At 48.1% G+C, this 22,598-nt stretch carries 29 protein-coding genes; 26 read left to right on the top strand and 3 right to left on the bottom strand.

What is annotated here, in order from left to right:
• Positions 1 to 2 precede the first annotated feature (2 nt).
• From terL to B8880_RS04050, 3 genes are all read right to left on the bottom strand, one after another.
• On the bottom strand, positions 3 to 2,789 hold the full coding sequence (gene terL / locus B8880_RS04040) for a phage terminase large subunit (RefSeq protein ID WP_084256174.1): 2,787 nt from the start codon (positions 2,787 to 2,789) through the stop codon (positions 3 to 5).
• The gene (locus B8880_RS04045; RefSeq protein WP_115306347.1) at positions 2,782 to 3,285 is read right to left on the bottom strand and encodes a hypothetical protein; all 504 of its coding nucleotides are present in this window, start codon (positions 3,283 to 3,285) and stop codon (positions 2,782 to 2,784) included. Before B8880_RS04045 ends, terL begins: the two co-directional genes overlap by 8 nt.
• 130 nt (positions 3,286 to 3,415) lie before the next feature.
• The gene (locus tag B8880_RS04050) at positions 3,416 to 5,191 is read right to left on the bottom strand and encodes an ATP-dependent DNA helicase (RefSeq protein ID WP_084256178.1); all 1,776 of its coding nucleotides are present in this window, start codon (positions 5,189 to 5,191) and stop codon (positions 3,416 to 3,418) included.
• 269 nt (positions 5,192 to 5,460) lie between these two features.
• Between B8880_RS04050 and B8880_RS04055 the strand changes: the two genes are divergently transcribed.
• The 26 genes from B8880_RS04055 to B8880_RS04180 all read left to right on the top strand — a co-directional run bounded on the left by B8880_RS04055 (position 5,461) and on the right by B8880_RS04180 (position 22,518).
• Positions 5,461 to 5,661: a hypothetical protein gene (locus tag B8880_RS04055; protein ID WP_084256180.1), complete on the top strand. Its 201-nt coding sequence runs from the start codon at positions 5,461 to 5,463 to the stop codon at positions 5,659 to 5,661.
• Positions 5,662 to 5,787: 126 nt separating this feature from the next.
• A complete protein-coding gene (locus B8880_RS04060; RefSeq protein WP_084256182.1) occupies positions 5,788 to 6,969 on the top strand; it encodes a hypothetical protein in 1,182 nt (393 codons plus the stop codon).
• 63 nt (positions 6,970 to 7,032) lie between these two features.
• A complete protein-coding gene (locus B8880_RS04065; RefSeq protein WP_084256184.1) occupies positions 7,033 to 7,242 on the top strand; it encodes a hypothetical protein in 210 nt (69 codons plus the stop codon).
• Complete coding sequence (locus tag B8880_RS14830; protein ID WP_084256186.1) at positions 7,232 to 7,504, top strand: type II toxin-antitoxin system RelE family toxin; 273 nt, start codon at positions 7,232 to 7,234, stop codon at positions 7,502 to 7,504. Before B8880_RS04065 ends, B8880_RS14830 begins: the two co-directional genes overlap by 11 nt.
• Before the next feature lie 2 nt (positions 7,505 to 7,506).
• Positions 7,507 to 7,704, top strand: a complete 198-nt coding sequence (locus B8880_RS04075) for a hypothetical protein (protein ID WP_084256188.1) — start codon at positions 7,507 to 7,509, stop codon at positions 7,702 to 7,704.
• A 271-nt stretch (positions 7,705 to 7,975) separates the two neighbouring features.
• A complete protein-coding gene (locus B8880_RS14365) occupies positions 7,976 to 8,122 on the top strand; it encodes a hypothetical protein (RefSeq protein ID WP_159460714.1) in 147 nt (48 codons plus the stop codon).
• Between the two features lie 1,152 nt (positions 8,123 to 9,274).
• Complete coding sequence (locus tag B8880_RS04080; protein WP_159460715.1) at positions 9,275 to 9,688, top strand: transposase; 414 nt, start codon at positions 9,275 to 9,277, stop codon at positions 9,686 to 9,688.
• Positions 9,681 to 10,121, top strand: a complete 441-nt coding sequence (locus tag B8880_RS04085) for a hypothetical protein (protein ID WP_084256192.1) — start codon at positions 9,681 to 9,683, stop codon at positions 10,119 to 10,121. The genes B8880_RS04080 and B8880_RS04085 overlap by 8 nt, the downstream gene beginning before the upstream one ends.
• A 2-nt stretch (positions 10,122 to 10,123) precedes the next feature.
• Positions 10,124 to 10,288 carry a hypothetical protein gene (locus B8880_RS14370; protein ID WP_159460716.1) on the top strand — a complete coding sequence of 55 codons (165 nt, stop codon included), beginning with the start codon at positions 10,124 to 10,126 and terminating at the stop codon, positions 10,286 to 10,288.
• A gap of 188 nt (positions 10,289 to 10,476) precedes the next feature.
• Complete coding sequence (locus B8880_RS04090) at positions 10,477 to 10,926, top strand: hypothetical protein (protein WP_084256194.1); 450 nt, start codon at positions 10,477 to 10,479, stop codon at positions 10,924 to 10,926.
• Complete coding sequence (locus tag B8880_RS04095) at positions 10,923 to 11,306, top strand: hypothetical protein (protein ID WP_084256196.1); 384 nt, start codon at positions 10,923 to 10,925, stop codon at positions 11,304 to 11,306. The genes B8880_RS04090 and B8880_RS04095 overlap by 4 nt, the downstream gene beginning before the upstream one ends.
• Positions 11,296 to 11,643 carry a hypothetical protein gene (locus B8880_RS04100; RefSeq protein WP_084256198.1) on the top strand — a complete coding sequence of 116 codons (348 nt, stop codon included), beginning with the start codon at positions 11,296 to 11,298 and terminating at the stop codon, positions 11,641 to 11,643. The genes B8880_RS04095 and B8880_RS04100 overlap by 11 nt, the downstream gene beginning before the upstream one ends.
• 3 nt (positions 11,644 to 11,646) lie before the next feature.
• Entirely contained in the window at positions 11,647 to 11,826 is a 180-nt protein-coding gene (locus B8880_RS14220) for a hypothetical protein (RefSeq protein WP_143933397.1), read from the top strand.
• Positions 11,792 to 12,439 (top strand): DUF2303 family protein, encoded by a 648-nt coding sequence (locus B8880_RS04105; protein WP_084256200.1) that lies wholly within the window; start codon positions 11,792 to 11,794, stop codon positions 12,437 to 12,439. The genes B8880_RS14220 and B8880_RS04105 overlap by 35 nt, the downstream gene beginning before the upstream one ends.
• A 62-nt stretch (positions 12,440 to 12,501) precedes the next feature.
• Positions 12,502 to 12,753, top strand: coding sequence for a helix-turn-helix domain-containing protein (locus tag B8880_RS04110; RefSeq protein ID WP_084256202.1), 252 nt, complete (start codon positions 12,502 to 12,504; stop codon positions 12,751 to 12,753).
• Between the two features lies 1 nt (position 12,754).
• The gene (locus B8880_RS04115; protein ID WP_084256204.1) at positions 12,755 to 13,054 is read left to right on the top strand and encodes a hypothetical protein; all 300 of its coding nucleotides are present in this window, start codon (positions 12,755 to 12,757) and stop codon (positions 13,052 to 13,054) included.
• Positions 13,055 to 13,183: 129 nt separating this feature from the next.
• Complete coding sequence (locus B8880_RS04120; RefSeq protein WP_084256206.1) at positions 13,184 to 13,477, top strand: DUF6378 domain-containing protein; 294 nt, start codon at positions 13,184 to 13,186, stop codon at positions 13,475 to 13,477.
• Positions 13,455 to 13,775: a MazG-like family protein gene (locus B8880_RS04125; protein WP_418889025.1), complete on the top strand. Its 321-nt coding sequence runs from the start codon at positions 13,455 to 13,457 to the stop codon at positions 13,773 to 13,775. The genes B8880_RS04120 and B8880_RS04125 overlap by 23 nt, the downstream gene beginning before the upstream one ends.
• A 101-nt stretch (positions 13,776 to 13,876) precedes the next feature.
• Entirely contained in the window at positions 13,877 to 14,152 is a 276-nt protein-coding gene (locus B8880_RS04130) for a hypothetical protein (protein ID WP_084256208.1), read from the top strand.
• 149 nt (positions 14,153 to 14,301) lie between these two features.
• Positions 14,302 to 14,670 (top strand): DUF669 domain-containing protein, encoded by a 369-nt coding sequence (locus B8880_RS04135; protein ID WP_084256210.1) that lies wholly within the window; start codon positions 14,302 to 14,304, stop codon positions 14,668 to 14,670.
• A 1-nt stretch (position 14,671) separates the two neighbouring features.
• Positions 14,672 to 15,073, top strand: coding sequence for a hypothetical protein (locus B8880_RS04140; protein WP_084256212.1), 402 nt, complete (start codon positions 14,672 to 14,674; stop codon positions 15,071 to 15,073).
• Entirely contained in the window at positions 15,074 to 15,430 is a 357-nt protein-coding gene (locus B8880_RS04145; RefSeq protein WP_084256214.1) for a hypothetical protein, read from the top strand.
• Positions 15,430 to 15,771, top strand: coding sequence for a helix-turn-helix domain-containing protein (locus tag B8880_RS04150; protein ID WP_084256216.1), 342 nt, complete (start codon positions 15,430 to 15,432; stop codon positions 15,769 to 15,771). Before B8880_RS04145 ends, B8880_RS04150 begins: the two co-directional genes overlap by 1 nt.
• 466 nt (positions 15,772 to 16,237) lie before the next feature.
• Positions 16,238 to 18,934: a bifunctional 3'-5' exonuclease/DNA polymerase family protein gene (locus B8880_RS14375; protein ID WP_159460717.1), complete on the top strand. Its 2,697-nt coding sequence runs from the start codon at positions 16,238 to 16,240 to the stop codon at positions 18,932 to 18,934.
• Between the two features lie 279 nt (positions 18,935 to 19,213).
• Positions 19,214 to 21,724 (top strand): primase-helicase family protein, encoded by a 2,511-nt coding sequence (locus B8880_RS04175; RefSeq protein WP_084256224.1) that lies wholly within the window; start codon positions 19,214 to 19,216, stop codon positions 21,722 to 21,724.
• Entirely contained in the window at positions 21,697 to 22,518 is an 822-nt protein-coding gene (locus B8880_RS04180) for a RecB family exonuclease (RefSeq protein WP_084256226.1), read from the top strand. Before B8880_RS04175 ends, B8880_RS04180 begins: the two co-directional genes overlap by 28 nt.
• Positions 22,519 to 22,598: the final 80 nt, after the last annotated feature.

Raw genomic sequence — 22,598 nt, forward strand, 5'->3', positions numbered from 1 at the left:
CCTTATGAGGCCATGTGGCTCACGCCACGGTTGTTTGCTCCAAGCTGCTTTTTCAGTCTATCCCGCCACGACTTTTTAGGCGGTGGCGATTTCTCGCGGTTAGGGGAGAGCATCAGTATCATCTGTCCAATCCATGCCATCGCATCCACTTGGTCATCGTGCTTGCCGGACGGGAACGCCAGCATCTCGTTTTGTAACTCTTGGAACCACGGGGCGTTGCGCGGGAAGTGAACCCGTGCCTGCTCCATACGTCCCTGTATCGGGCGGGCGCGAGTCATCTTGTCGTTGCCGCGGGTTTTGAGCTTGATGTAATTAAACTGCGCCTTTTTCTCCGTCATCTCTTTGACGATGAACGGCTCAAGGGTCATTTCAATCTGACCGTGTTCGATGCCTTGTAAGGTAGGTGACCACACACGCTGGCACTCGAAAAACTGCTGTATCAACTCGTTAGATGACCAGCGACCGTAATATCGGTGCAAGACCCAGATGTCATTGTCCCGGTCAACCCCGACGACGATACCGCAAGTGAAGTCGTTTGTGGTTTTCTGCCCGATAGCCAAGTCCCATGCCGCGTAGATACGCAACGCTTCCGTCGGCGGGGCTGTGTCGTACAGCCTGAACTGGTCTTTTTTGAAGTAGTCACCGTCAGCGGATACCGGATTCTGTTGGTACAGTGCCTCCCAGTCACGCGGGATAAGTGTCCGTTTAATCTTGTTCAAGGCTTTGAGGTCGTAGCGTTCAGGGTGGAGTGCCTCGCCCGCCTTGCGGAACTCCTCGTCATGGGTCGCAATCGCAGGATACCGCACCACCTCCCAGCGGTCGGCGTCCTCCGGCCACTGCCCGGTTTCCGCCATCTCCTGCTCGGCTTCTTTCATACATTCCAATAACCAACCGCCGAGGTCATCTTGATGCCACCTCGTCATGATGATAAGAACACCGCCACCCGGCGCAAGACGAGTGTAGAGGGTAGAGGAGTACCAGTCCTTGACGGCTTGGCGAGTAATCTCGCTCTCCGCCGCTTCACGGTCTTTCACCGGGTCGTCGATAATTGCAATGTGAGAACCCCTACCAGTTATCGGTCCTTGAACACCCGCTGCGACGTAGCCGCCACCTGCCGACGTGTTCCACCGCTCGGCTGATTGTGATGATTCATCCATCCTCGTAGGGAATATGTTGTGGTAACGCTCGTCTTGAACTAACCCACGAACTTTTCGGGAGAAGTCGACAGCTAACGATGCAGAGTATGAACACGCGATGACGTCGTGTGCAGGGTTGTGTCCCAAGTGCCAAGCCGGGAAAGTCTTGGAAGCTATTTCTGAGTTATGTGTTGGTATCAGCTTTTTACCTACCAAATATAACCCGTCCACACTGTCGACCTGAATACAATTACCAAACTCCCCATTAGGGGCGTACTCAACGTTTTTTATCGTTACAGCTCTACGAAGCGCTTCCCGCTTCGGCTTTTTACGCTCCAGCGTTAGCGGTAATACCAAGTTCGGCTGAAAACCGATAGTATATACAGGAAGTGTGCCTTGGATACTGGAGGATGACATTGTTGGTTCAGCCTTATGGTAGTATGGTCTAAAACCTAATTCGGTCGCCAAGCGCAGAACGCCCGCTTTCAGCGATTCGTTGGTCGTTGAAAAAGTGACACGACCTTTTTTGTCGCAGCACCCGTCGGAGTCAACCAATCCCGCAAGCAGCTCTAGGCGTTGCTCAACACTGGTGATGAAGTATTTTTCAGGGATGTGTTTGTTATCAATCAGATTTTCATCCCTGAGCAGTCGCATCATCCGACCGCATGTACCGTCTTTTTTACCCCCGTTACGTTTTCTGTCGCCGTCGAAATAGGTAGTAACCACGCCGGTGGCCCTATGTACACAGACAGATGAAATTTTGTGCCCTAATTCTACGATTTTATCAATCATCGGCTGGTCATTTTTATCGTGAGTAATACACGCTTTTGACGACGAACCGTCGCCCAGCCAAAGCCCGAGGATATAGGGATGTAACTCAAGCCCAGCTTCGGGGAACTCGACCGCAGAAATGTCAGGTAACCTGTTTATATACCGTGTTTTAGTGCCGTTTTTCTCCGAGCGAGTGAGGTTGCCTACCAGAGCGTGGGTCTCATATTCGGTAAAAATTCTTTTGTTATGGCTTAGGGTCCACTCGTGGTTACCATGACAACGGATTTTCTCACCGTTACTCATTGTAACGACATAGTCGGCAGGCTGCTTATCAGATAATGCCACCACCCTCACAGGTTTTCCTGACGGGTGGAATACATAATCCCCGACTTTCAACGCTCCGTGGGTGGTCCACCCCTTAGTTGTCAATACCGGGGTGGAGTCTGCGCACAGTTTTCCACTCCGCGGCGGCATGAACAACATCAACCGCGGCGATTTACCCTCGACCACGTCTTTTGAGAACTGCTCAAGCCGACGGCAAATGTCCGCATGTACCCAGCCGGGGGTATATTGTTCGTTGAAGTACATTACGAACGGTAACAGGTTTCGCCGTGCCGCTTCCCGTCGAGCCAGTTCTTTAAGCGCTTCCTGCTCCTTGTTGAACGCCTCGATACGCTCCTGCTCGGCTCGCTCTGCCTCCGCTTTTAGTCGCTGCTTTAAAGCGAGCCGCTCTTGCGCTTCTTTCTGCGGAACAAACTCACGCGGACGGGTAGAGAGCGTCGGGACGTCATTGACCGACGCACATACCGAACAGACCCCGTCGGTGAACTTATCGCGCGGGCGGAATGTCTGACACTGCGGGCAGGTGACCATTTTACTCATTCGATGTCACCACATACTGGCTCGGGTCGAGGTTGTAGGTCATACCGGTCAATTGTTGCAGCTCGGTGTCACTGAGCGTTTCTAACTGTTTCTTGTTGGTAATCTCAATCTCTTTCTTCTCAGGCGCAGCCAGCCCCCACAGTTTGACTAGAGAATCCGTCGCTTTGATTTCTTCCGTAGCGTTCGCTGAGTGCGAGTGCGCTTGCAGGTACATCATATGTGCGTCGGCACGGGTAAACGTGATGTCAACCCCGTCGCTGATAGCCCGCTCGCGGATACGTTCGCGGTAGTAGATGATTGCCCGGTCCAGTTGCGGTTTGCGGTCATGTAGGGCGTTGATGGATGCCATGTCGTGTGGCAAGCCGGCTTTTCTGGCGGCCGCCGTCGGGGGGATACCGCGAAGTCGGAGCTGAATATATCGCTCTTCTTTCACGGTCAACGATTTAATCTCAAGGAGCGGGTAATCTTCCCGCATTTCGGCAATAGTCATATCCATATACAAAATGATACTAAAAAGGTATCATTTTTGCAATGGATACTTGATTGGGCAGTCTTTATTTGTTAAAGTGTTTCCATACTCCGCTATTCCCCCACTACGCTTCTCAGGTTGGCCAGTGGGGGCTTTTTTATTGCATATAGCGGGGCGCTATCGGATTTATCGTAGATTGGGTAACGCTTCTTATGATAGATGACTGTTTCCGTTTTATACTAGTTAATGCCCTCTGTTTGTTGATGTACACGTCGACCCGATTATCCGTTCTGATAGTTTCAGGGGAGATAGGAGTTTTGATTATTATCCCATCTAAGGTTCTGCACCGGCTTAACGCTACATATACTTGCCCGGGTACAAAAGCATCTTTAGCGTCGACAGCGATTTGACTAAATGTGAGACCTTGGCTTTTATGTATGGTAATAGCAAATGCTAGTCTTAGTGGGTACTGTTCGTAGTACCCGATAACGTCTTCTACCACTTCACCATCTTTTATAGAATAATCAATGTTATCCCAACGTTCTTTAGGTACGTCGATTGATATACCTCGGTCCGTAGTAACTATTATGTGGTGGTCACTCAAATCTGTGACTCTCCCCATTGTACCGTTAACGTAGCATCTATTTCGGTCGTTTTTAGTAAACATAACCTGTGCGCCAAGTTTTAACTCAATACACTCGTCGGCGGGGTATCCGCCATCGTGCGGGTATTCGCCGTATATGAACGCTTGGAATGTATATAATTTATTTTTTATAGATTCCAGCCGCTTAGAGTTGATATTTCTTGCCGTGCTTGCGTGGGTGCATAGCGTTATGCATCCGTCAGGCGGTAAGAGTCGGTGTTCAGACGAGTATTTACGTGTGAGAGTGGTATAATCCTGTATTGTGGGCTTGTTAACTCTTAGGCGGTTTAACATCTTAGTGAATTCTTGGTCGTTTTGCTGGCGGTATACTTTCTCGAGTTCTATAACATCGTACTCGAGTCTGTTTACTGCTCCAGAATAGAAAAAATACTCTCCAGTATATGCGGTAGAGCATACTGTTCTCCACGTTCTATCGACTACGGGGGGCAGCTGGTATAAATCCCCTATAAATATCATTTGAACCCCACCAAACAGCTCATGCGGTTTTTTTCTGTAGTACCTTAAAATCGTATCAACAGCATCCATAATATCACTTCTAACCATAGAAACTTCGTCTATTATTATGGCGTCCAGCTCTTGTATAAGTTTTATCTTGGATTCATCCACTCTGGCCGTTTTATGTATGAGGGGGTATTTCAATCTGTGGTCGTCTGGGAGGAACGGTCCAAAAATAAGTTTAAAAAACGAGTGTATTGTACTTCCGTTCGCATTGATGGCCGCAACACCAGTTGGGGATAGTACAACTGATTTTTTTCCTATGATATCCATCGCATTTTTAGCGGTTTTTAGTAACGTAGTTTTACCAGTACCTGCTTTACCTGTAACAAACAAATTATTATTACCGTATACGATTTTTTCGAGGGCTTCTTTGAACTCGTTATTATGGCCATCAAGGGGCGTATCTTGGCTTGTCGCGGGGTCTTCTTCATCTGGTATGAGGGGTGAAAGGTCTGAAACATAAACCTGTGAAGCATTCGGCGAAGAAAGTTTTGTATTCAGTAGACGTTTTTTGTTGCGTGATATGACCCTACAGGGTATTTTTCTTGCTGAATTGGTTAAAAGTTCCGGGTTATTCGCGTCTAATTTTTTAATCTTTTCTTTTAGCTGCTCGTACTCCTCGCGCAGAGTTTTTAATTCTGTGTAATATTTTTCTCGCTCTCTGTTGGGGTCTTCACCCTCTTGGGCTTTCTCCTGATTGGAGATGTGCGAATGAGCGAAGATGATTGCAAGCACCACTAACACCACTAATATACTAACTATAACTTCCATAATTTCCCCTGTCGAGTAACCTCAAAAATATTAACCGACCCTAGCAAAAATTTTTATAAAATTTTTTCAGGAATGTGAATCAGATCACTCGTTTATTTGGAGTGTAGTTATCAAGGGGCGAATGGCGGTTGTCAGTGGATAAATGTCGGTTCTTATATGGGTGGTTCGCACAGAAGCACCGTGCGTTCGGTTTGGTTTTTACCGACGCAAATTCAAAAAGTAGGTTTTGAACCTACTGCCGACTTTTTCTGCCACTAAGGAGTATCACTATGAACAATCACGAAATCAATCTACTTGCCAACGACGACAATTATGTATCCATCGACCTTGAGGCTGTACCAAGTAACTATGGTATGGTGTATTACAACGAAGGCACAGATAACACTGTGCCTTGGTGGGAGCAGGGTGTCCTCGTGTCATATGAGGACATCATCGCTGCTGAACGCGGTGAGTACGATGACGACTATTAGTCGTCGCTATCACAGAGGGCATTCGCTGAGTGTCCTCGATGATAGCAATGGTGCTATCAAGCGCCCCTATCATGTGTCGTTACCACATGATAGGGGCTAATCAACTCTATCCAGAAGGAAAATAGTATGACTAACTCAATCGTAAAATCAAATGTATCTGTTGTCAACACTAACGTCATGGCTTTTGTCCACGACTGGGCGCTAAAATCCACCCGCTTTGAGGCGGTGATGCCTGAAAAGGTTGACTTCGCTAATGTTGATTTTCAGCGCTGGTGCGCATTCGCACTGGAGGCTGCATATCTTAACCGTACCGGTAAGACAGACTGTCCATACGCACAATGCAAATCAGCCCTGCGCCGTATCGGTGGAGCGGCAGTGCGTAACGCGTTTAACGAGGCGTTAGGGCACGACCTCAAAAATGAGGAGGTGTTAAAGCACATCGTCGAGGGGACTGTACCGGAGACACTGCAAGACGCAGTGGATGCCGGTCGCGCGGCATGGGAAGTAGTGGATTTGGCATACGCCAAGTTTAGCACACTATTGTTCAGTGGTTTTGCATTGAATGTGCCAAGCATGGATATCCAACTCCTACCGGCATTTGGTACAACTGAGGGGCCGAAGGTGCAGGTACAGGAGGATTTCAATATCGACGATGTCGATGTGGCACAAGTGCTTGCCCCGTTAGGGTGGAAAATTTTCCGTGAAGACGGAGCAAAACGACTCATCCACGCATTGGGTTTGTCAGCGGACACCACGCCGATGGCTGCATGGTTCAAAGGGTTGAGTCGTCTGGCGGTGTTATCGGCGGCGTTCGGCGACGAGGAAACTGTGACAGTCGACATTGGCGGAGCGAACCGCACTATCCACTCTCGCGGTTGGAACACAGGCCGGATGAACTGGCTGCGTAACGCAGTCTATGCTGATAATGCCTACGCCGGCGACCCCCGCGATTATGCAGGGCAGTTGGCACAGCTTGAGGAGGAAGAGGCGACAATGGCGACGCTTGAGAGTGTCTATGAGCAGTACCAAGACGTGTTGAACGTGCTGTGTACACAGATGAAACCACGCGAAGGGGAACCGAAACTGGACCCTAACAGCTTCCGCGTGTTCACCATCGCCGGATTATGGAAAGACGAGTTCATTACCGCAGACGGCACTGTCATCTGCTCTGCAACAGCTGACACGCTCGAAAACGCAATGAAGCTTGTCTCCGAAGCGCGTGTGTATAGCATGAAGTTGTATGCCGTCAACCGTGAGAAAGAGGAGATGGCCCGCAAGTTACACGTCATCAAACAGCTTGGCTGGTAACACTTGACCAATGCCCCCTTTCGGGGGCATTATAACGACATAACTAATAGAGGAGAAGCAGACATGAGACTATCACTATCCAGTGAGAGTGCTGGATTCGCAAGAAATCGGGCGTTAGAGGCAATGCTGGACAAGCTGGCGGAGCGTGAAAGTGACCGTCAAGCGGCACGACGCATTGATGAAGTCATGGCGAGGGTGCGGAATGGCGAAGAAAAAACCTACACCGCGAAGGAGTTCGCCGAACAGATGAGGGTTGAAGGGTATGACATATAGTTTAGTGTTGTCAAGCACCTTCACGAAAATGTTTAAAAGAATTGATATACGGCAGGGCGAGAGGATTCTCGCCTTTCTTTTAGATAATATTGATGGATGTGAGGACCCGAGAGCGCACGGAAAACAACTGAAAGGCGAGCTGCGGGATAAGTGGTCGTATCGAATTGGCGACTATCGCGTGTTAGCTAGCATAGATGACGGAGTGGTTACCGTGACCGCAACCGAAGTAGACCACCGTAAACAGGTGTATAAAAGGAGATGATAATGATTCGGGAAAACATAGAAGTTGAGGTTTCACCTGAGCTTCGAGCGAAGATTGAGGCTACAAAAGCGCGGATGGGAATAGCCCACCTAAAATACTCAGATCACGTCATACGCGCGTTGTTCGAGGCGATGATATGGGAAGAAGAAGAAAAGCCGGGCGGTTTAGCCGCAGCACTAAAAAACTACCAGGACAACTAACCACTAACCACTAACCCCACCCTAACCACAAAGCCACTCACACGAGCGGCTTTTTTCATGCTCGCGCAAACCCCCGTGACAAAGGACAGGGGGCAGTGAGGTGGCAGAGTCACTATCACCTGTCCCCTGTCCTTTGTCAATCACTACCTGTTGCCTGTTCCCTGTCCTTTGTCAATCACTACCTGTTGCCTGTCAAATAAAAATAATAAAAACAATAAGTTAATAAAAATAATCAATTGTCATTGAATAAATAACAAAGGAGAAAGAAAAGATGAAAATTATCATTTTACTAATCACATTACTATTTGCCATTGTCGAGATGGCGGGGCAGGTGTTAGATGGCAATCGTCCGATAACGCTGGGCATTGTCATCATCACCTTGTGCATTGTCGCGCTGACATTGACGGAGGAGAAATAAAAAGTGACAAGTGGAAACTGACACTAAAAAGTGACAGGGTAAAAACGTCACATTTTACCTGCCGATTTTAAGCTTCAATTGATAGAAGATGCCTATCAATTGAAAACTTTTCGATAGGAAACACAAATGCCGTTTAGTCCTTGTCAGAAAAAACGGTCAGTGGCGGGTGTTCAAATTGTCCTGTTTAGCCGTAAAGTTTTCGTCTTTCTGTCTCTTGCACCAAGTGGGTGACTCAGAAAAGTATCCGGTATCAGCTGTAAAGTTTTCCACAATCAGTTGCCAAGTGATTGATTCCAGCGGGATTTGTGACTCCGTGTAAAGCTATGTCAATTCGTGTCAACAGTGCAGGGCCGTGACCTGCTTTCGGGCATCTTCGGCATGACCAGTGCTTCTTGTTTAATGGGTCGCTAGAGGCCGATGACACAGTTGTCACGCAAAGTGACTGTCTACACGACCCGTGTTTGTCGGACTGCTACCTCTAGTGACACCTATTATAGGTCATTTGATAAGTGTTGTCTATCATTTGTCAGATGAAAAGTGACAAGTGAGAAATGACAACTGAAAAGTGGTTAAAAAATAGGCGGCAAGTGTCGAATGGAGTGAGAAAATGCTGTTTTTGGTTGTTTTTTGAACTACACGCATTTTTTCGAATCTGTGTAGTTTTACACGCATTCAGCACGAAAAAAATTGTGCAACAAAAATCGATGCACTGAAACACGAAAAACGACACGGATTCACGAAAAAATCACGAAAAAAACACGGATTTTTGTTCCTCGGCGAAAAACGCAAGTCATTGATAATTAACAAGAAAACGATTTTTGGTGTCAAAAATTATTGAAAAAAGTCGTTTAAAATCAATCAGTTAACATCGATTTCACAGAATTTTTTCAGGGCTACACGGATTGAGTTTTGTAAAGTGCCATTAAAAAACAAGCACTTAACATCGATTACACCAATTTCACACCTTTTTTGTCGCTTGGCGCTGGAAATCACTTTTTATAAAAACTCCAATACCTGAAAGAACGGCGTTTTTTTCGTGAAATTGGTGTAATCGTGGAAAACCCCAGTGTTGGCGCGCCTTCAGCGCTAAATGATAGAGGTTCGCATTTAGATGTCCATTTTTTAATCAATCACTCCAAAAGGATAATGGCAATGTCACGTTATACAAAATACACTCATGAGTTCCGCGTGAACGCAGTGAATCGCGCTAACGAAACCTCGGTAGCCGACGCTGCAAAAGAGTTGGGTATGAAACCCCGTACTCTATATAAATGGGTTGATTTAGTGAGAAACGGTCAACCGCTGTGGGACCCATCAAAAACTAACCCGAAAATCCACCATACACCCGAGTTTAAAGCGTACGCCGTGCAATACGCACTTGATGTTGGAAGTGTTGCGCATGTATCAAGGGTCCTAAATCTCTCCCCTGACACGTTGCGTGGCGGGATTAAGGCTGGCGAATCTACCCACACCCCCTCGAACGCCGACACGTGTTCGGTAAAAAATGAATTACAGCAAATCATCAATCGACTTCAACACCTACTGGAGGCATTCACCCATGATTAGACGTTATCCGCACAATAACTATTATACCCCTGAATTTAAACAGCTCGTGGTCGATTACGCAAGAAAAAACGGCACGAATGCCGCGGTGGCGTATTTCGACGTGCGACCGACGACAGTGTACAAGTGGCTGCGGCAGATGCCACTGACCCCACCACCACCTTTGGTGCTGACATTTAATGATGTAGTGGAGCTTGCAACTGACCGAGTGCCCTACGGCGACGAATTCAAGCACAAGACATATGCCATCTACGACCGCATACAAGATGTGCATACAACCGCCGCATTGGCTGGTATCAGCTGTGAGGTGCTCGAGCGCTGGTTGAGGGAGCGCGATAGTGCAGAAACGCTCACGCAGCGGCATAAAGCCGTAAATAAGCAACTGGTGTTGGACAAGTTATACCAAATCATTCACCTAATTGAAAAGGAGCTATAACCATGACTACAACCACTGTGAACTTAACCGTCGACACACTAAATCTGTCCATCGACACCCTCAATCTTTACTCGTTTGGTATCACTGACGAGCAGATTGAAGAGCTGCAATCCTTGTTTACCAGTCAGGCGGAATCCGATGACGTTGACTGGGAAGACTTATACTGACGCTACCCCATTGAATACGCTTTATGTATTCAATGAAATGCTACCCCATTGAATACGCTTTATGTATTCAATGAATAAGGGGATACCTTTTTGTGCACATTCGGTATTTCACAAAATGTGCGTAAAATCGTATCATTATTCAAAATGGTACATTTTATATATATTCATTGAGCAAGGAGAAACCGACAATGGACAATAAACACGTATTGATTGCAGAAAACCTCGACCGTATGTCGGACACCACTCCGGTATCGTTAACGGACATCAACTCAATAACCGATATTGAAGATGCGGTCGTTGAGTATCATGCGATCGCCGTACCATATTATCGTTTTATCGACCATATCGCCAAATGCCCGGAAAACTTAGCCATGTTACAGGGTTTTGTGTTGAAGATTATCGACGTCGCCCCAGAACCGACGCTGACCATCGCCGTAGGGCGGACGTATATCGACGGTCAGCAAAACCTTGTAACCATCGTTGCTGACATCCGAGACCACACCGAGAAGAACCACCTCACTGACACGCCGTGCGTGTTCGTTGGTATAAAACACCACGACGGTATGGTGCTGACATATGACGACGCAGGCGAGGACTGTTACGGGTCAACCCATCTTGTTAAGGAGATTAAGCAATGACCGAGTTACTTTGGCTGTTGTATTTTGCAGATATTTCCAAATCGTTGGAGTTCGCTGCGGTAGTACTTTTTCTCGCCGTGGCGTTATTGACCGTATTAAAATTTATGATCGAAGCCGATAGTTACAATCGAGACAGCAAGCCTACCTACCCTCGGTGGCAAAAGGTCATCCATATTGTAGCCATAACAATCTTCACCTGCTCGCTGTTTTTACCGAGCAAGCACTTTATCTATTCAGCCGTCGCATTAAAGACGGCGGCGACAGTTGCCGAAACGCCGCTCGCCACGGAAGCAATGCAAGCGGCACAAACCCTTATCAAGCGATACGTCGATGAGACGAAGGCTAATACATCGAAGGAGAAACCAACCAATGACCACTGACACCACAACCTTAACCAACCCGGCTGACATTGACGGCACAATCACCGACGTGCTGAACGAACTGGATGCGGGTGTGTTCACCAACAAAATGACACAGGCGCTGAAACAGGTCGCTTTGGGGGTCGTCACCCACAATAAGCAAGGAAAACTGACCGTCGAGTTCGTCATTAAGAAAGCGGACAACGACAGTGACCAAGTGCAAATCAGTCATAAGCTGAAATACGACATGCCGACCAAGCGCGGCAAGTTGTTAGAAGAGGACACCACCGTCACCCCGATGTATGTCGGGCGAGGAGGTAAGCTGTCCGTATTACCATTAACCTTACGAGGAAACTAACAGATGGAACAAACCTTTACCGAACAACTGGCGGCGACCATTACGGCTAACCTGCCAAAAACCGTATTGCCTTACGCTGTCCTGCCGAACGGCTACAGTGTACACTCGCTGAAAAGGGTTCAACCCGATATTCGACCGTCAAGTGGTGATGGCACGTATCGACGACTTCGTGCGTTACGTTAAGGACTATGCAGAACCAAAAACACCGTGTTTTATCTCACCTAACAATCTGTCAGTCCAGATTGTATTTGACGCAGGGACACCGGACAATCCATGCAAGCCAACGCACTACGCAAAAATGGAATTGGAAATGGAGCCGGAGCACGAGGCGCTTTTCAGTGTCGTAAACACGCGGCAGTTGACGCAAGCTGACGTGATTAACTTCATTGAAGACAATGTGCACTGCATTACCCCGATGGTGAATGAAAGTGCGGTTGACCCGTTACAGGCGTTAGCGGCATTCCGTTCGTTGACCATTAACGAGGCGCAGTCGACAACGTCGGAGTTACACGACCAAGCGCAGTCGGTCTCGTTATTGTCCGGTGTTGAAGCTGCAAGTAAAAAGGCGCACCCGTTACCGACCTCGCTGGTGTTCACCTACACCCCGGCATTAGGGCTGCAACCGCAAACTATCCCGCTTCGGGTGATTGTGACGGCGGACAATGGTAAAGCGGCAATTAAACTGCGCCCGGTACAATGGAGTCAGCACATGAAACGCATCACTGACGACTTCGAGTCCGTATTAAAAGCGGCACTTGACGACAGTGTGACTTTATATGTTGCAGACCTAAACTGACGCTAACACGTATTAGTGGGGCACTTACGTGTGCCCCACTAATAGGAGACAGGAGTTATACAATGGCGTTCAACCCTAATACCTTACGCAAGTTGCGCGAAATGCAAAGCCTCTCCATACAAGCGGTGGCGGATGCAGGGCAGGCTTTACCATTTCACATCTATCAAGTGGAAAGCGGCGAGATGTTACCGGACGAAGACATTTATCGAGCCTACGCACAAGCACTCAACGCGCCGGTGTCCGAGGTCAAAGCGTACACCAACAAGTGGTGTTTACAAAAAGTAGTAGATTTTTTCTATTGGATAGGAGCATAAGATGACTGACACCGACAAGAACGCTGACACCTATGACCGTATTCGCGACAGGGTGTTGACAACCATAACCAATATACTCGCAGAAGAACGAACAGACGGATTACTTGCACTGCCACCGATATTGGTGGGGATGTTGTTTAGAACACAGCGGATGCAACTCGACTTTTTACGCCACGTTGGAGCATCGCAATCCACCATCGAACAGGCGACCACGGCATTTGTCGAGCTGTTGCAAAGCGACATTGCCGAATTAAAACAGTTTGCGGAGACAGGGCATGCTGGAACTAACACTACTCATTAAACCACAACACATTAAATGTATCACTCAGCGGGACGGCGGTCATACGACAATCGTCCTTAACAATGACCAAACGCTAACGGTCAAAGAGTCCTATGACCGTGTACAACGACTATTAGGGAGTAAAGTCAGATGAACGACATCAACCAAACACTAACCGACCGCGAACAAACGCACGGGGCTTTCGCCGCGAACGCTAACACCTCACAGTTATTCAAGCTGGTGGCAAGGCAGAACCCGAAGTGGCAGCAGTTATCTGACACCCAGCGCGAAGCCATCGAGATGATTCTGCACAAGGTGTCACGTGCAATCAACGGCGACCACAAACACGCGGACAATTACCACGACATTGCGGGTTATGCTGCGTTAGTTGAAAAAGAGCTGAACGCACCGGAGGCGAAAAGTGAACCTGAACCAACTGAATGACAACATTATCCAGTGGGCGTGCGCACGTAACCTCCTATCCGGCTCAACACCGCAGGCACAGACCGTAAAGTTGGTGGAAGAGTTGGGAGAGCTGGCGGCAGGTGTCGCCCGCAACAACCGTTTGCTCATTGCTGACAGCCTCGGAGATATGTTCGTGGTCATGACCATCCTCGCTACGCAGTTAGACCTCGACCTGAATAGTTGTGTTGAACAGGCGTGGAACGAGATTAAAGATCGCAAAGGTCAGATGTCGCCGTCAGGCGTGTTTATCAAAGAATCAGACTTGACGAGTGTCTGATAGCTGGTGCACTTGACAGTCGCCGGTTGACAAAATCTCGTAGGCAGTGAGTGGCAGACCAGAGGGCGGGGAAACCCGCCCTCGACCACAGCAGGGGAAACATGACCAAACCAAACAAATCAAATTACCTTTATCAAGTCCGTCCACATCCGAAATACGGCTGGCTGGTAGAAGTCTACAGTTATAAAACCAAGCGCTGGATTGCCCGTAAACATGTGGCCAATGAAGAATTGGCAGAGGCCGCCCGACGCCGTTTCGTTGAGATGTACGACGGAGAGTTAGCCGCAGTTATCCGTAACAGCGACGACAGCAGTCTGCAATGGGGGAAAATATCCGATGCGAGGAAAAAGAAACTACGTGAACGCACAGTGTTGTGATTCAGACCACGACTACTATGACCAGTTTAACCAGCCAAACGACAATGAAGAACCGGACGAGATACTTGACGATGACGGCGACGCCCAGTTTTACCGCTGTTACGGTATCAAGCCGGAAGACTATGATTGCAGTTATAGGAGATAAATCGATGAAACCATTCGATCCAAAACTAAACCACAAAGTATTAATGCCAGAAGGCGCTTATCAAGTATATGTGGCTCACGCCTATGAACGTGTGTCACGCAACGGTAATCCGTATATCACGTTAGGGTTGAAAGTCACCGACGGTGAACGACGTAACCGAGTGATTTTCCGCAACTTCTTTATTGATGGTGATGCAGAGTCTTACGCGGTGCAGCGGTCAAGTGAAGAGCTGGCGGCCATCTGCCGTGCCACAGGCTACGACGAGGTACTCACTGACCCGCAGCAACTGATTACCGGCGTTGAGTTCCCAGTTACTGTACAGCATTACACCCCAGCTTCCGGTGTACCGGAAGAAGCCTTAAGGATTAATTGATATGTTCAAATTGACCCGTACCACTGCATATACCAGTAAAGACCAGAAAAAAGCTGACGTAGCGAACAGTTACATCGGTTACGGCGTACCCGGTTCCTCGACCGCGCGTTACTACACCGACGCACAAGAACAGGGTATCCCAACCAACGACAGTTTTACCCCGACCGCCGATACCGTAGCGTTTGTTAGCGTCAATGGCGGAGCAAAACTGACCGTGGATAATCTCAACCGCACGTTTGACGATGTCAATCGCGTGTTGCAGGCGGGCGGTGAGGTCGTGACAGATAACCCTTATCACCGCTCGCGTAACTACAACACGGGCGAGCGGCAATTGGCGAATTTTTTAACCAGTGTCGGAGCGTTTGAGCACACGACACCGCACTTTTCGATTTGGAGGTTATAGGTGGATACATTTATTTCGCAGGACGTAGTAGACCGCGTCACTGAAAATGACCCTCAGCGTTACTGCTTACATAACACATGCAAAAGAGATGTTGCATTTACCGGGTGGGAAATCGGAACGGAATACGAAACCGATGGTTTTAGCCAGTGTAAAACCACACTTTATTTGACCGGCGGCGGGAGTGTCGTGGTCCGCGAAGAGCGCCACAACGCACTCAAGAAAAGCGACGATTTTTATCAAACGTACGTAACCCGCTCGCAGCGAGATTTGTATGAAGTAATGGGGTTATCGGACACAGCAAAAGAAGTTTATTACATGTTGGGGCTGGAAGATTTGGCAAAATTGGAGGTTGAATAATGCGAAAGAAAACACCGTTCGGGGCTGAAATGGCGGCTATCCGCGCACGATTGGGTGTTGCCCAAAAGCAGATGGCGGAGGATATGGGGTATTCAGGCGCGTTTCTTAGTGCAATCGAGACCGGAACCAAGTACGCCCCACCCGATTTTGGTTTTAATCTTCACCGCTGGCTAAAAGCGCACGGGCAGAATACCGCAGTGGTGCAAATGTTACCGCAAAAAACGAATGACGCACTTAGAGTCAACTGGCTTTTGAAAAATGCAACCATCACTCACAACGGTCAGCGGCTAACGACCGTTGAACAAGTGGATTCGATCATCCACAAAGGGGGAGAGCTATGACCATTACTACTGAATTAATCACCAAAATATATACACGGGAAAAAACCAACGCCCCGTGGACGTTATCTGAAACTGAGCGCGACACCAACCCAAATCCCCGAACCTATGACCTAGTAAGAGAGTCCACGGGCATTTTTAAAATGTTAGGCGGCACGGAATCGTGGCGGCATGAAAGCGGATATTACGTAAACGTCAGTGTTAGTCCAGATGGGCTAACTAAAGTCATTAGAAAAATGAGATTAGGGTAAGGATACAGAATGAGAAAAATTATCCAGATATGCACGATAGAATCGACCCATACAATAAATAACAGTGTCATCGCGGCGTGTGATGACGGCACTTTATGGATTTACGATTTATTTAATGGGGCTTGGGAGCGCCTAGACGACATCCCACAAGAAATAAACTCCACGGCTGCCAAACCTCGACCGACAACTAAACCGGTAAACCAAAAAAGGGTATAACAATGCGGGACCTGACCAAATTCGATCACGTCGTCTGTCTTGATATCGAGACCTACTACGACAATGACTACTCCTTGCGTAAGATGACCATGACTGAGTACATCAACAGCCCATTATTCAAGATGCACTCAATCGCCATCAAACACCGTGGCGGTGAAACACAGTACTTCGACACTGACCACGTCGAGTTGGCAATGCAACACTTACGCAGTCTGAAAAACTGGGCGATGGTCGGTCAGAACACGGCATTCGACGCCGCCGCCCTTAACTGGCGCTTCGGAATCAAACCGGATTTTTACTATGACACGATGTCAATGAGCAAAGGTTTCTGGCCGACGGAATCCGGCGCGCTGAAAGAACTCGCACAACGCGTATTCCCTAACGACCCGACCAAACGCAAAGGCAATGACTTAATTAATTTTCTTGGTGTCGAGACGCTAACGCCGGAACAGCACGAAGCGATGAAACGGTATAACGTGCAAGATGTTGATTTGACAATGGATATCTTCGAAAAACTAATGGAATACGGATTCCCGGAAGAGGAGCTGTATCAGATTCATATGGTCATGCGTATGTACGTCGAGCCAAGTTTCGTGATTGACCGCCCGTTGTTAGAGTCCGCTATTGAGGAAGACGTAACCGAAACCGATAACGCCATCAATGCGGCGCTAGACTTTATTAAAGGTGAGTTGAAAGCGTCCGGCGTCGAGTTCGACTTGCCATTGGACAAGAAACTGTTTTCCAGCAACCAACGATTCGCCCGACTACTGAAAGAGGTCCTTAATATTGAGCCCCCTATCAAAACCAATGCTAAAGGCAGCCCTACTTATGCGTTCGGCAAAAAAGACGTCCAGTTCATCGAAATGCGAAGCCAGTACCCAGACTGTGAACGCATCTTCAACGCGCGTGAACTCGCCAAGTCCACTATCGCCGCGAGCCGCGCAGCGACAATGTTACGCTGCTCTGAGCCGTCGTCACACAACCCCGAAGGGCGGCTACCGGTTCCGTTAAGGTACTACGGCGCGGCGACGGGACGTATGGCGGGGATGGACGGGATAAATCTTCAGAACCTACAGCGCGGCAGTAAACACCGGTTGGCGTTAACTGCCCCTGACAATCATCTCGTGTTCGTCTCGGATAGCAGTAATATCGAATGTTTGTCGGGTGACGGGCGTGTATTAACCGACAATGGGCTAAAACCGTTGAGAGAAGTCCGGCTAACAGACTTGTTGTGGGATGGACATGAATGGGTAAAACATGACGGAGTAATTAGTAAAGGGGTTAAAGATGTCATCGAATATAGTGGAATCACTGGAACACCTGAACACATCGTCTATCTTGCCGACGGAACCAAAAATACGTTACGCGATGCGAAGGCAAATAATTCGCCGCTCTTGGTTGGAGAAGTTAGCGGGCAAGCAGTTCGGGAAGTGAGTAGTACTAAACACACCAATCCCCCTACACGGGAAAAAAATAAAGCTGTGGGTGAAATGTCAGTGTGGGGTGGAATCATTAGTGTCGTTAACAGACTTGCGGAACGGCAAATCGACTGGCTGCAAAAGCTGTGGCGGAACCGAATATCTGAACTGTCGTGGGCGACACTCATCAACCATCTTGGATTGGTACAAGAATCAGGGGCTATCACTGGAGGGGTGTATAACCAAAGCGAAAAAACCAGCAGTGAAAGAATCACAAAGGAGTATCTATTACGACGGATCAAAGTATTCAGCAAAAACATTCATCGACACTTTCGAGCTGCCGGTAAAACCCTGTCGAATATACGAACTACGAAAAGCCAGAAAAACACCAGAACAAATACTGGAATATTACAGGTTGAAGTATTCGACATCGTAAATGCGGGACCAAGAAACCGCTTTACGTATAACGGGTATGTGGTGAGTAATTGCCGGGTCAACGGCTGGTTCGCAGGGCAGACAGACCTACTCGATGGTTTCCGTCACGGGCTGGATGTCTATTCGGAATTTGCTACCGATGTGGTGTTCGGTTATCCGGTTGACAAGTCGATGAAAACTGAGCGGCAAGTCGGTAAGGTCTGTATTCTCGGATTAGGTTACGGTATGGGCTGGCGTACCTTCCAGCGCGCGCTACGCTCAGGACCGATGGGTGCGCCACCAATGGCGTGCTCGGATGAGTTTGCGCAGAAATGTGTCTATGGCTATCGAGCTAAGTACCCGATGATTGCGCAAAACTGGAAGATTGCCGACAGTATAATTGCACAGATGATGTCACCGGATTGCGACATTCAGTGGGGCCCCTTACGCGTAATGCACAACTGTCTATTGTTACCGAACGGTTTGTGGTTGTCCTATCCCGGTTTACGACAAAACGTGATCGAACACGCTGACGGCGTAGACATCAGTTTTGAGTATTGGAACGGCAAGTTTTGGAAAAAGACTTATGGCGCGAACATCATCGAAAACATTTCCCAATGTCTTGCGGGACTTGTCATCAAAGAAGCGATGAATAAAGTTGACAGGTGGCTGGTGGAAAATGACCTCGGTCGTATCGTCTTACAGGTGCACGATGAAATTATTGCCGTCGCCAGAGATGACCACCCGACAATAGGCCCTGACGATATTCAGGCGAAAATTCAACAGTTTATGTGTGAGCAACCGGATTGGTGTCCGGATTTACCGTTGGATGCTGAGGGTGGGTATGCAAAAGAATACTCAAAATAACCTGTCATAAATGATACAAAAAAGGTATCATTTATATCCACTAACACTATTTTAAGATTTATATGGACGACATCGACAAAGCAGAACAGATGCAATCTGTCATCTTAGAACAAAGTATTGCGATCGCACGACAAAAACAGAACAACGCGCCATCACCGACAGGGTGCTGCCACTACTGTCAAGAGCCGTTACCGGCCGACCAGTTGTTCTGTGATATAGGGTGTCGCGACGATTACGTTTGGGAACAAAACCTAAAAAAACGCATGTAGGGGTGTAAAAATGGATGTTGTTTTTCTGGAAGCTGGAAAACCGTTACGAAAATCGTTTGACGGTTCGGAAATAACGGCGTATCCGGTGGTTAAAAATTTCACCTCACATCTTGAGCAACCGACCACACTGCCCGAGTACGCCGACACGCTCCGTAAACACGCCGGCCTCGGGCATTGTCTCTATAAAGGGTTGTTGAAAAAGCCGCTCGTTAACGAATCTAGACGTGGGCAGACACAAACCGAGAGTGACACTCGTTTTTTGGTGCTTGACGTGGACGGGCTGCCGTTAGACATCCCGGGGTTACGTGGGGCGTTTAACGCCGCCAAGTTAGAGGTGGTTGCCGAACAGGTGGTTGAACAAATCCCACAACTGAAAAACGTCAGCTACGTTGCGTGTGCGTCAAGCAGTTGCGGCATGGCTGATACTGCACGGCTACATTTACACTTTATGTTAGATAGTGCGGTTGCCCCGAATACACTCAAAACGTGGTTGCAAAAAATCAATGTTGAGTGTTTCGGCGACAAACTGAAACTGAACCCGCACGGGGCAACGTTGAAATATGTTATTGACCCGTGTCTGGCAGAAAACAGCCGGATTATTTATGTTGCACCACCGGAGTTTGTCAATGAAGTAAACCCGTTCGCCGATGACGCAGACCGGGTTATCTACGTCGAAAAAACCATGTCCGTTGCGCCAGTCAGTATCGAGATTACCAACATCGACCGTGAACAGGTACACCAAGCCATCGAAAGACGACTTGAGGAGCTGCATGAAGCGCGAGGATTGAAACGCTCAAAAACCAGCACGACAAAAATGCGTTTCGACGGTGTGACGCGTGACGTAGTCAACAACCCAAACAAGATGCACATGAAATATGCGTATCACAACGAACAGTTTTGTTACTACAACGTTGGGCCGACCGGCGACAGTAACGCCTACTATGTATATTTGACAAACCCCGAAATTGTTTGGAACTTCAAAGGTGAGCCGCCGTTTTTGTTCGAAAAAGCAGACAAAGAAACCTTTGATTGGCATGTGGAAAAGTTCAAGGATGTAAAAACCGAGGACGGGCAAACACAAAAGACGCCGATGATTTTCCTCGAAGACGCATCATCTTACTACCTCGTGCTGTACTCAAAAGTTGAAGACGCCATTATCATCGACGGCACAACGGGGGAAAAAGCGAAAGCGGAAGAATGGTTTAACAATTACGGTCGTGCAGTACCGGACTTGATCGCCAACGGTAGACGGCGGTTTAACCCGACCTCGACCATCACCTTTGAGTATGACCCGGAGAGTAATTACACCTACATCAACACGTTCCGACCGACGCGGTACATGAAACAGGCGTTGCCGGACGTTATGCCGGGGGTTGGGTATCGCAATGCGTGGTTATTGCAGATTGTCTGCCCGACAATCTACAAAATTATCTCGCACATGCTCAACTACGATGACGCGACTATATGCCATTTTCTTAATTGGTTTGCGTTTATATTCCAAAAAAGAATAAAGGCGGAGACATGTTGGGTATTGCAAGGGACGCAAGGCACGGGTAAAGGGGCATTTTATCGTAACGTGGTGCGCCCACTGTGGGGTGAGCAATACGCGTTCGAGAAACAGTTGCAGAATTTCGAGGACGATAAAAACGGCTGGGAAGAAAAAGCCATGCTGGTGCTAATCGACGAAGTCAATATGAAATCGTTACGTAACAGCGGAAAAACCGAAGCGTTACTCAAAAACTTAATCACCGACGATGAGCGTACTATCCGCGCCATGCGTAAAGACCAAGTTCAGAGTAAGTCATACACCAACATTATCATGTCAACCAACGATTTCGACGCGTTGAATATCCCAGATAACGATCGTCGCTATAACATCGCTCCACGCCAAGAACAGATGTTGCGGACAGCATACCCCGAGTTCGTTGAACAGCGCGAATACGTTGATGGACTGTTAGCGAGTGAAATCGAAGACATGGCGGCGTTTTTACAGCACTTCAATGTCAATGTCACCCAAGCCTACACCGCATTGGATAACCAAGCTAAACAAGATGCGCGTGAAGCGGGTAAATCGAGTGGTGAAGCATTCTTTAGTGCGGTACGAAAAGCCGATTTGGATTATTTCGCGGCAGTGTTCGAAGCACAAGAAACCGACCAAACCATGTTAGTCATCGCGGCAAAGTGCCGCTCGATTGTCAGCACGTGGTTGGTCGATTGCAAAATGCGGCGGCGGAGCAGTGTGGAGATAGAGCAGCTCAGGCTGCTATATCAACTCATAGAAGGTACGCGCGAATTGACCTCGAACAAGTTCGGCCGACTGTGTAAAAAGATGGGGATAGGTTACACCCGTGTAGGGACAAAACGCGGAGTACATGTTACTTGGCGAATGGACGCCGACGTGTTGGAGGCGGCATTAGCAAACATAACAGACCATGATAGACGAAAATTTGAAACCGCACAGGCAGTAAACGATATGAATAAGGTAGGTAACACATGCAATTCAAACCAGATGGTGCAGTAGGTAAGACATTAACGGGCAGACCGCCCGTTATTAATGAACCCCAACAATTCGTACCGAAGCCGCACGAAGATAAAAACAAAATTGACACTGAGTTCGAGTCGGGGTTAATCGCAGCGTGGTCGTTCTCCTCACTCAGTGTGTTTGAGCAATGCCCAAAGCGCAGCGAATTTAAAAGTGTGCAGAAAATCAAAGAGCCGTCATCACCGGCGCTGGAACGCGGTTCACAAATCCATGACCTTGCCGAGCGTTATGTGCGCGGCCAAGAGGGTGATGACCTACCGGCCCCACTACAACTTTTTAAACGCGGCTTTGAAGAGTTGAAACAAGCCTTTGCCGATGGGAAAGTACACTGTGAAGACGAGTGGGCGTTCCGTAAAGACTGGTCACTGACCGAATGGAACGCTGACGATTGTTGGCATCGGGCGAAGCTGGATGCGTTACTTATCGAAGATGACGGTTCAGCACTCATTATCGATTATAAAACCGGCAAGAAATTCGGCAATGAACTGAAACATGGCGAACAGGGATTGACATACGCCATTGACACGTTCCTACGTTACCCAGATTTGGATTTTATCAAAGTGGAGTTCTGGTACTTGGACAAAGGCGAAAAACTGGTACGTGAGTACACCCGACAGCAAGCGTTATTATTCCACCCACAATTACACCAACGCGCGAAAAAAATGACAACCACGATTGATTTTCCTGCGCAACCGTCAATGTTCGCTTGTAAGTGGTGTTACTACGGAAAAGAGGGGCTATGTAAAGACGTATTTGACGCAAGTCAACTTTAAATAAATAGCCCGTTACGCGACCAAACGTAACGGGCGGAGAGACCAACCAAACAACCGACCAAAGTTATCTGATAGGAGAC

It is taken from the genome of Pasteurella testudinis DSM 23072, from assembly GCF_900176075.1.
Lineage (GTDB): Bacteria > Pseudomonadota > Gammaproteobacteria > Enterobacterales > Pasteurellaceae > Chelonobacter > Chelonobacter testudinis.

Excerpts from the sequence above, each read along its gene's own strand:
- terL (WP_084256174.1), bottom strand. The coding sequence starts at position 2,789 with ATGAGTAAAATGGTCACCTGCCCGCAGTGTCAGACATTCCGCCCGCGC.
- B8880_RS04045 (WP_115306347.1), bottom strand. The coding sequence starts at position 3,285 with ATGGATATGACTATTGCCGAAATGCGGGAAGATTACCCGCTCCTTGAG.
- B8880_RS04050 (WP_084256178.1), bottom strand. The coding sequence starts at position 5,191 with ATGGAAGTTATAGTTAGTATATTAGTGGTGTTAGTGGTGCTTGCAATC.
- B8880_RS04055 (WP_084256180.1), top strand. The coding sequence starts at position 5,461 with ATGAACAATCACGAAATCAATCTACTTGCCAACGACGACAATTATGTA.
- B8880_RS04060 (WP_084256182.1), top strand. The coding sequence starts at position 5,788 with ATGACTAACTCAATCGTAAAATCAAATGTATCTGTTGTCAACACTAAC.
- B8880_RS04065 (WP_084256184.1), top strand. The coding sequence starts at position 7,033 with ATGAGACTATCACTATCCAGTGAGAGTGCTGGATTCGCAAGAAATCGG.
- B8880_RS14830 (WP_084256186.1), top strand. The coding sequence starts at position 7,232 with ATGACATATAGTTTAGTGTTGTCAAGCACCTTCACGAAAATGTTTAAA.
- B8880_RS04075 (WP_084256188.1), top strand. The coding sequence starts at position 7,507 with ATGATTCGGGAAAACATAGAAGTTGAGGTTTCACCTGAGCTTCGAGCG.
- B8880_RS14365 (WP_159460714.1), top strand. The coding sequence starts at position 7,976 with ATGAAAATTATCATTTTACTAATCACATTACTATTTGCCATTGTCGAG.
- B8880_RS04080 (WP_159460715.1), top strand. The coding sequence starts at position 9,275 with ATGTCACGTTATACAAAATACACTCATGAGTTCCGCGTGAACGCAGTG.
- B8880_RS04085 (WP_084256192.1), top strand. The coding sequence starts at position 9,681 with ATGATTAGACGTTATCCGCACAATAACTATTATACCCCTGAATTTAAA.
- B8880_RS14370 (WP_159460716.1), top strand. The coding sequence starts at position 10,124 with ATGACTACAACCACTGTGAACTTAACCGTCGACACACTAAATCTGTCC.
- B8880_RS04090 (WP_084256194.1), top strand. The coding sequence starts at position 10,477 with ATGGACAATAAACACGTATTGATTGCAGAAAACCTCGACCGTATGTCG.
- B8880_RS04095 (WP_084256196.1), top strand. The coding sequence starts at position 10,923 with ATGACCGAGTTACTTTGGCTGTTGTATTTTGCAGATATTTCCAAATCG.
- B8880_RS04100 (WP_084256198.1), top strand. The coding sequence starts at position 11,296 with ATGACCACTGACACCACAACCTTAACCAACCCGGCTGACATTGACGGC.
- B8880_RS14220 (WP_143933397.1), top strand. The coding sequence starts at position 11,647 with ATGGAACAAACCTTTACCGAACAACTGGCGGCGACCATTACGGCTAAC.
- B8880_RS04105 (WP_084256200.1), top strand. The coding sequence starts at position 11,792 with ATGGCACGTATCGACGACTTCGTGCGTTACGTTAAGGACTATGCAGAA.
- B8880_RS04110 (WP_084256202.1), top strand. The coding sequence starts at position 12,502 with ATGGCGTTCAACCCTAATACCTTACGCAAGTTGCGCGAAATGCAAAGC.
- B8880_RS04115 (WP_084256204.1), top strand. The coding sequence starts at position 12,755 with ATGACTGACACCGACAAGAACGCTGACACCTATGACCGTATTCGCGAC.
- B8880_RS04120 (WP_084256206.1), top strand. The coding sequence starts at position 13,184 with ATGAACGACATCAACCAAACACTAACCGACCGCGAACAAACGCACGGG.
- B8880_RS04130 (WP_084256208.1), top strand. The coding sequence starts at position 13,877 with ATGACCAAACCAAACAAATCAAATTACCTTTATCAAGTCCGTCCACAT.
- B8880_RS04135 (WP_084256210.1), top strand. The coding sequence starts at position 14,302 with ATGAAACCATTCGATCCAAAACTAAACCACAAAGTATTAATGCCAGAA.
- B8880_RS04140 (WP_084256212.1), top strand. The coding sequence starts at position 14,672 with ATGTTCAAATTGACCCGTACCACTGCATATACCAGTAAAGACCAGAAA.
- B8880_RS04150 (WP_084256216.1), top strand. The coding sequence starts at position 15,430 with ATGCGAAAGAAAACACCGTTCGGGGCTGAAATGGCGGCTATCCGCGCA.
- B8880_RS14375 (WP_159460717.1), top strand. The coding sequence starts at position 16,238 with ATGCGGGACCTGACCAAATTCGATCACGTCGTCTGTCTTGATATCGAG.
- B8880_RS04175 (WP_084256224.1), top strand. The coding sequence starts at position 19,214 with ATGGATGTTGTTTTTCTGGAAGCTGGAAAACCGTTACGAAAATCGTTT.
- B8880_RS04180 (WP_084256226.1), top strand. The coding sequence starts at position 21,697 with ATGCAATTCAAACCAGATGGTGCAGTAGGTAAGACATTAACGGGCAGA.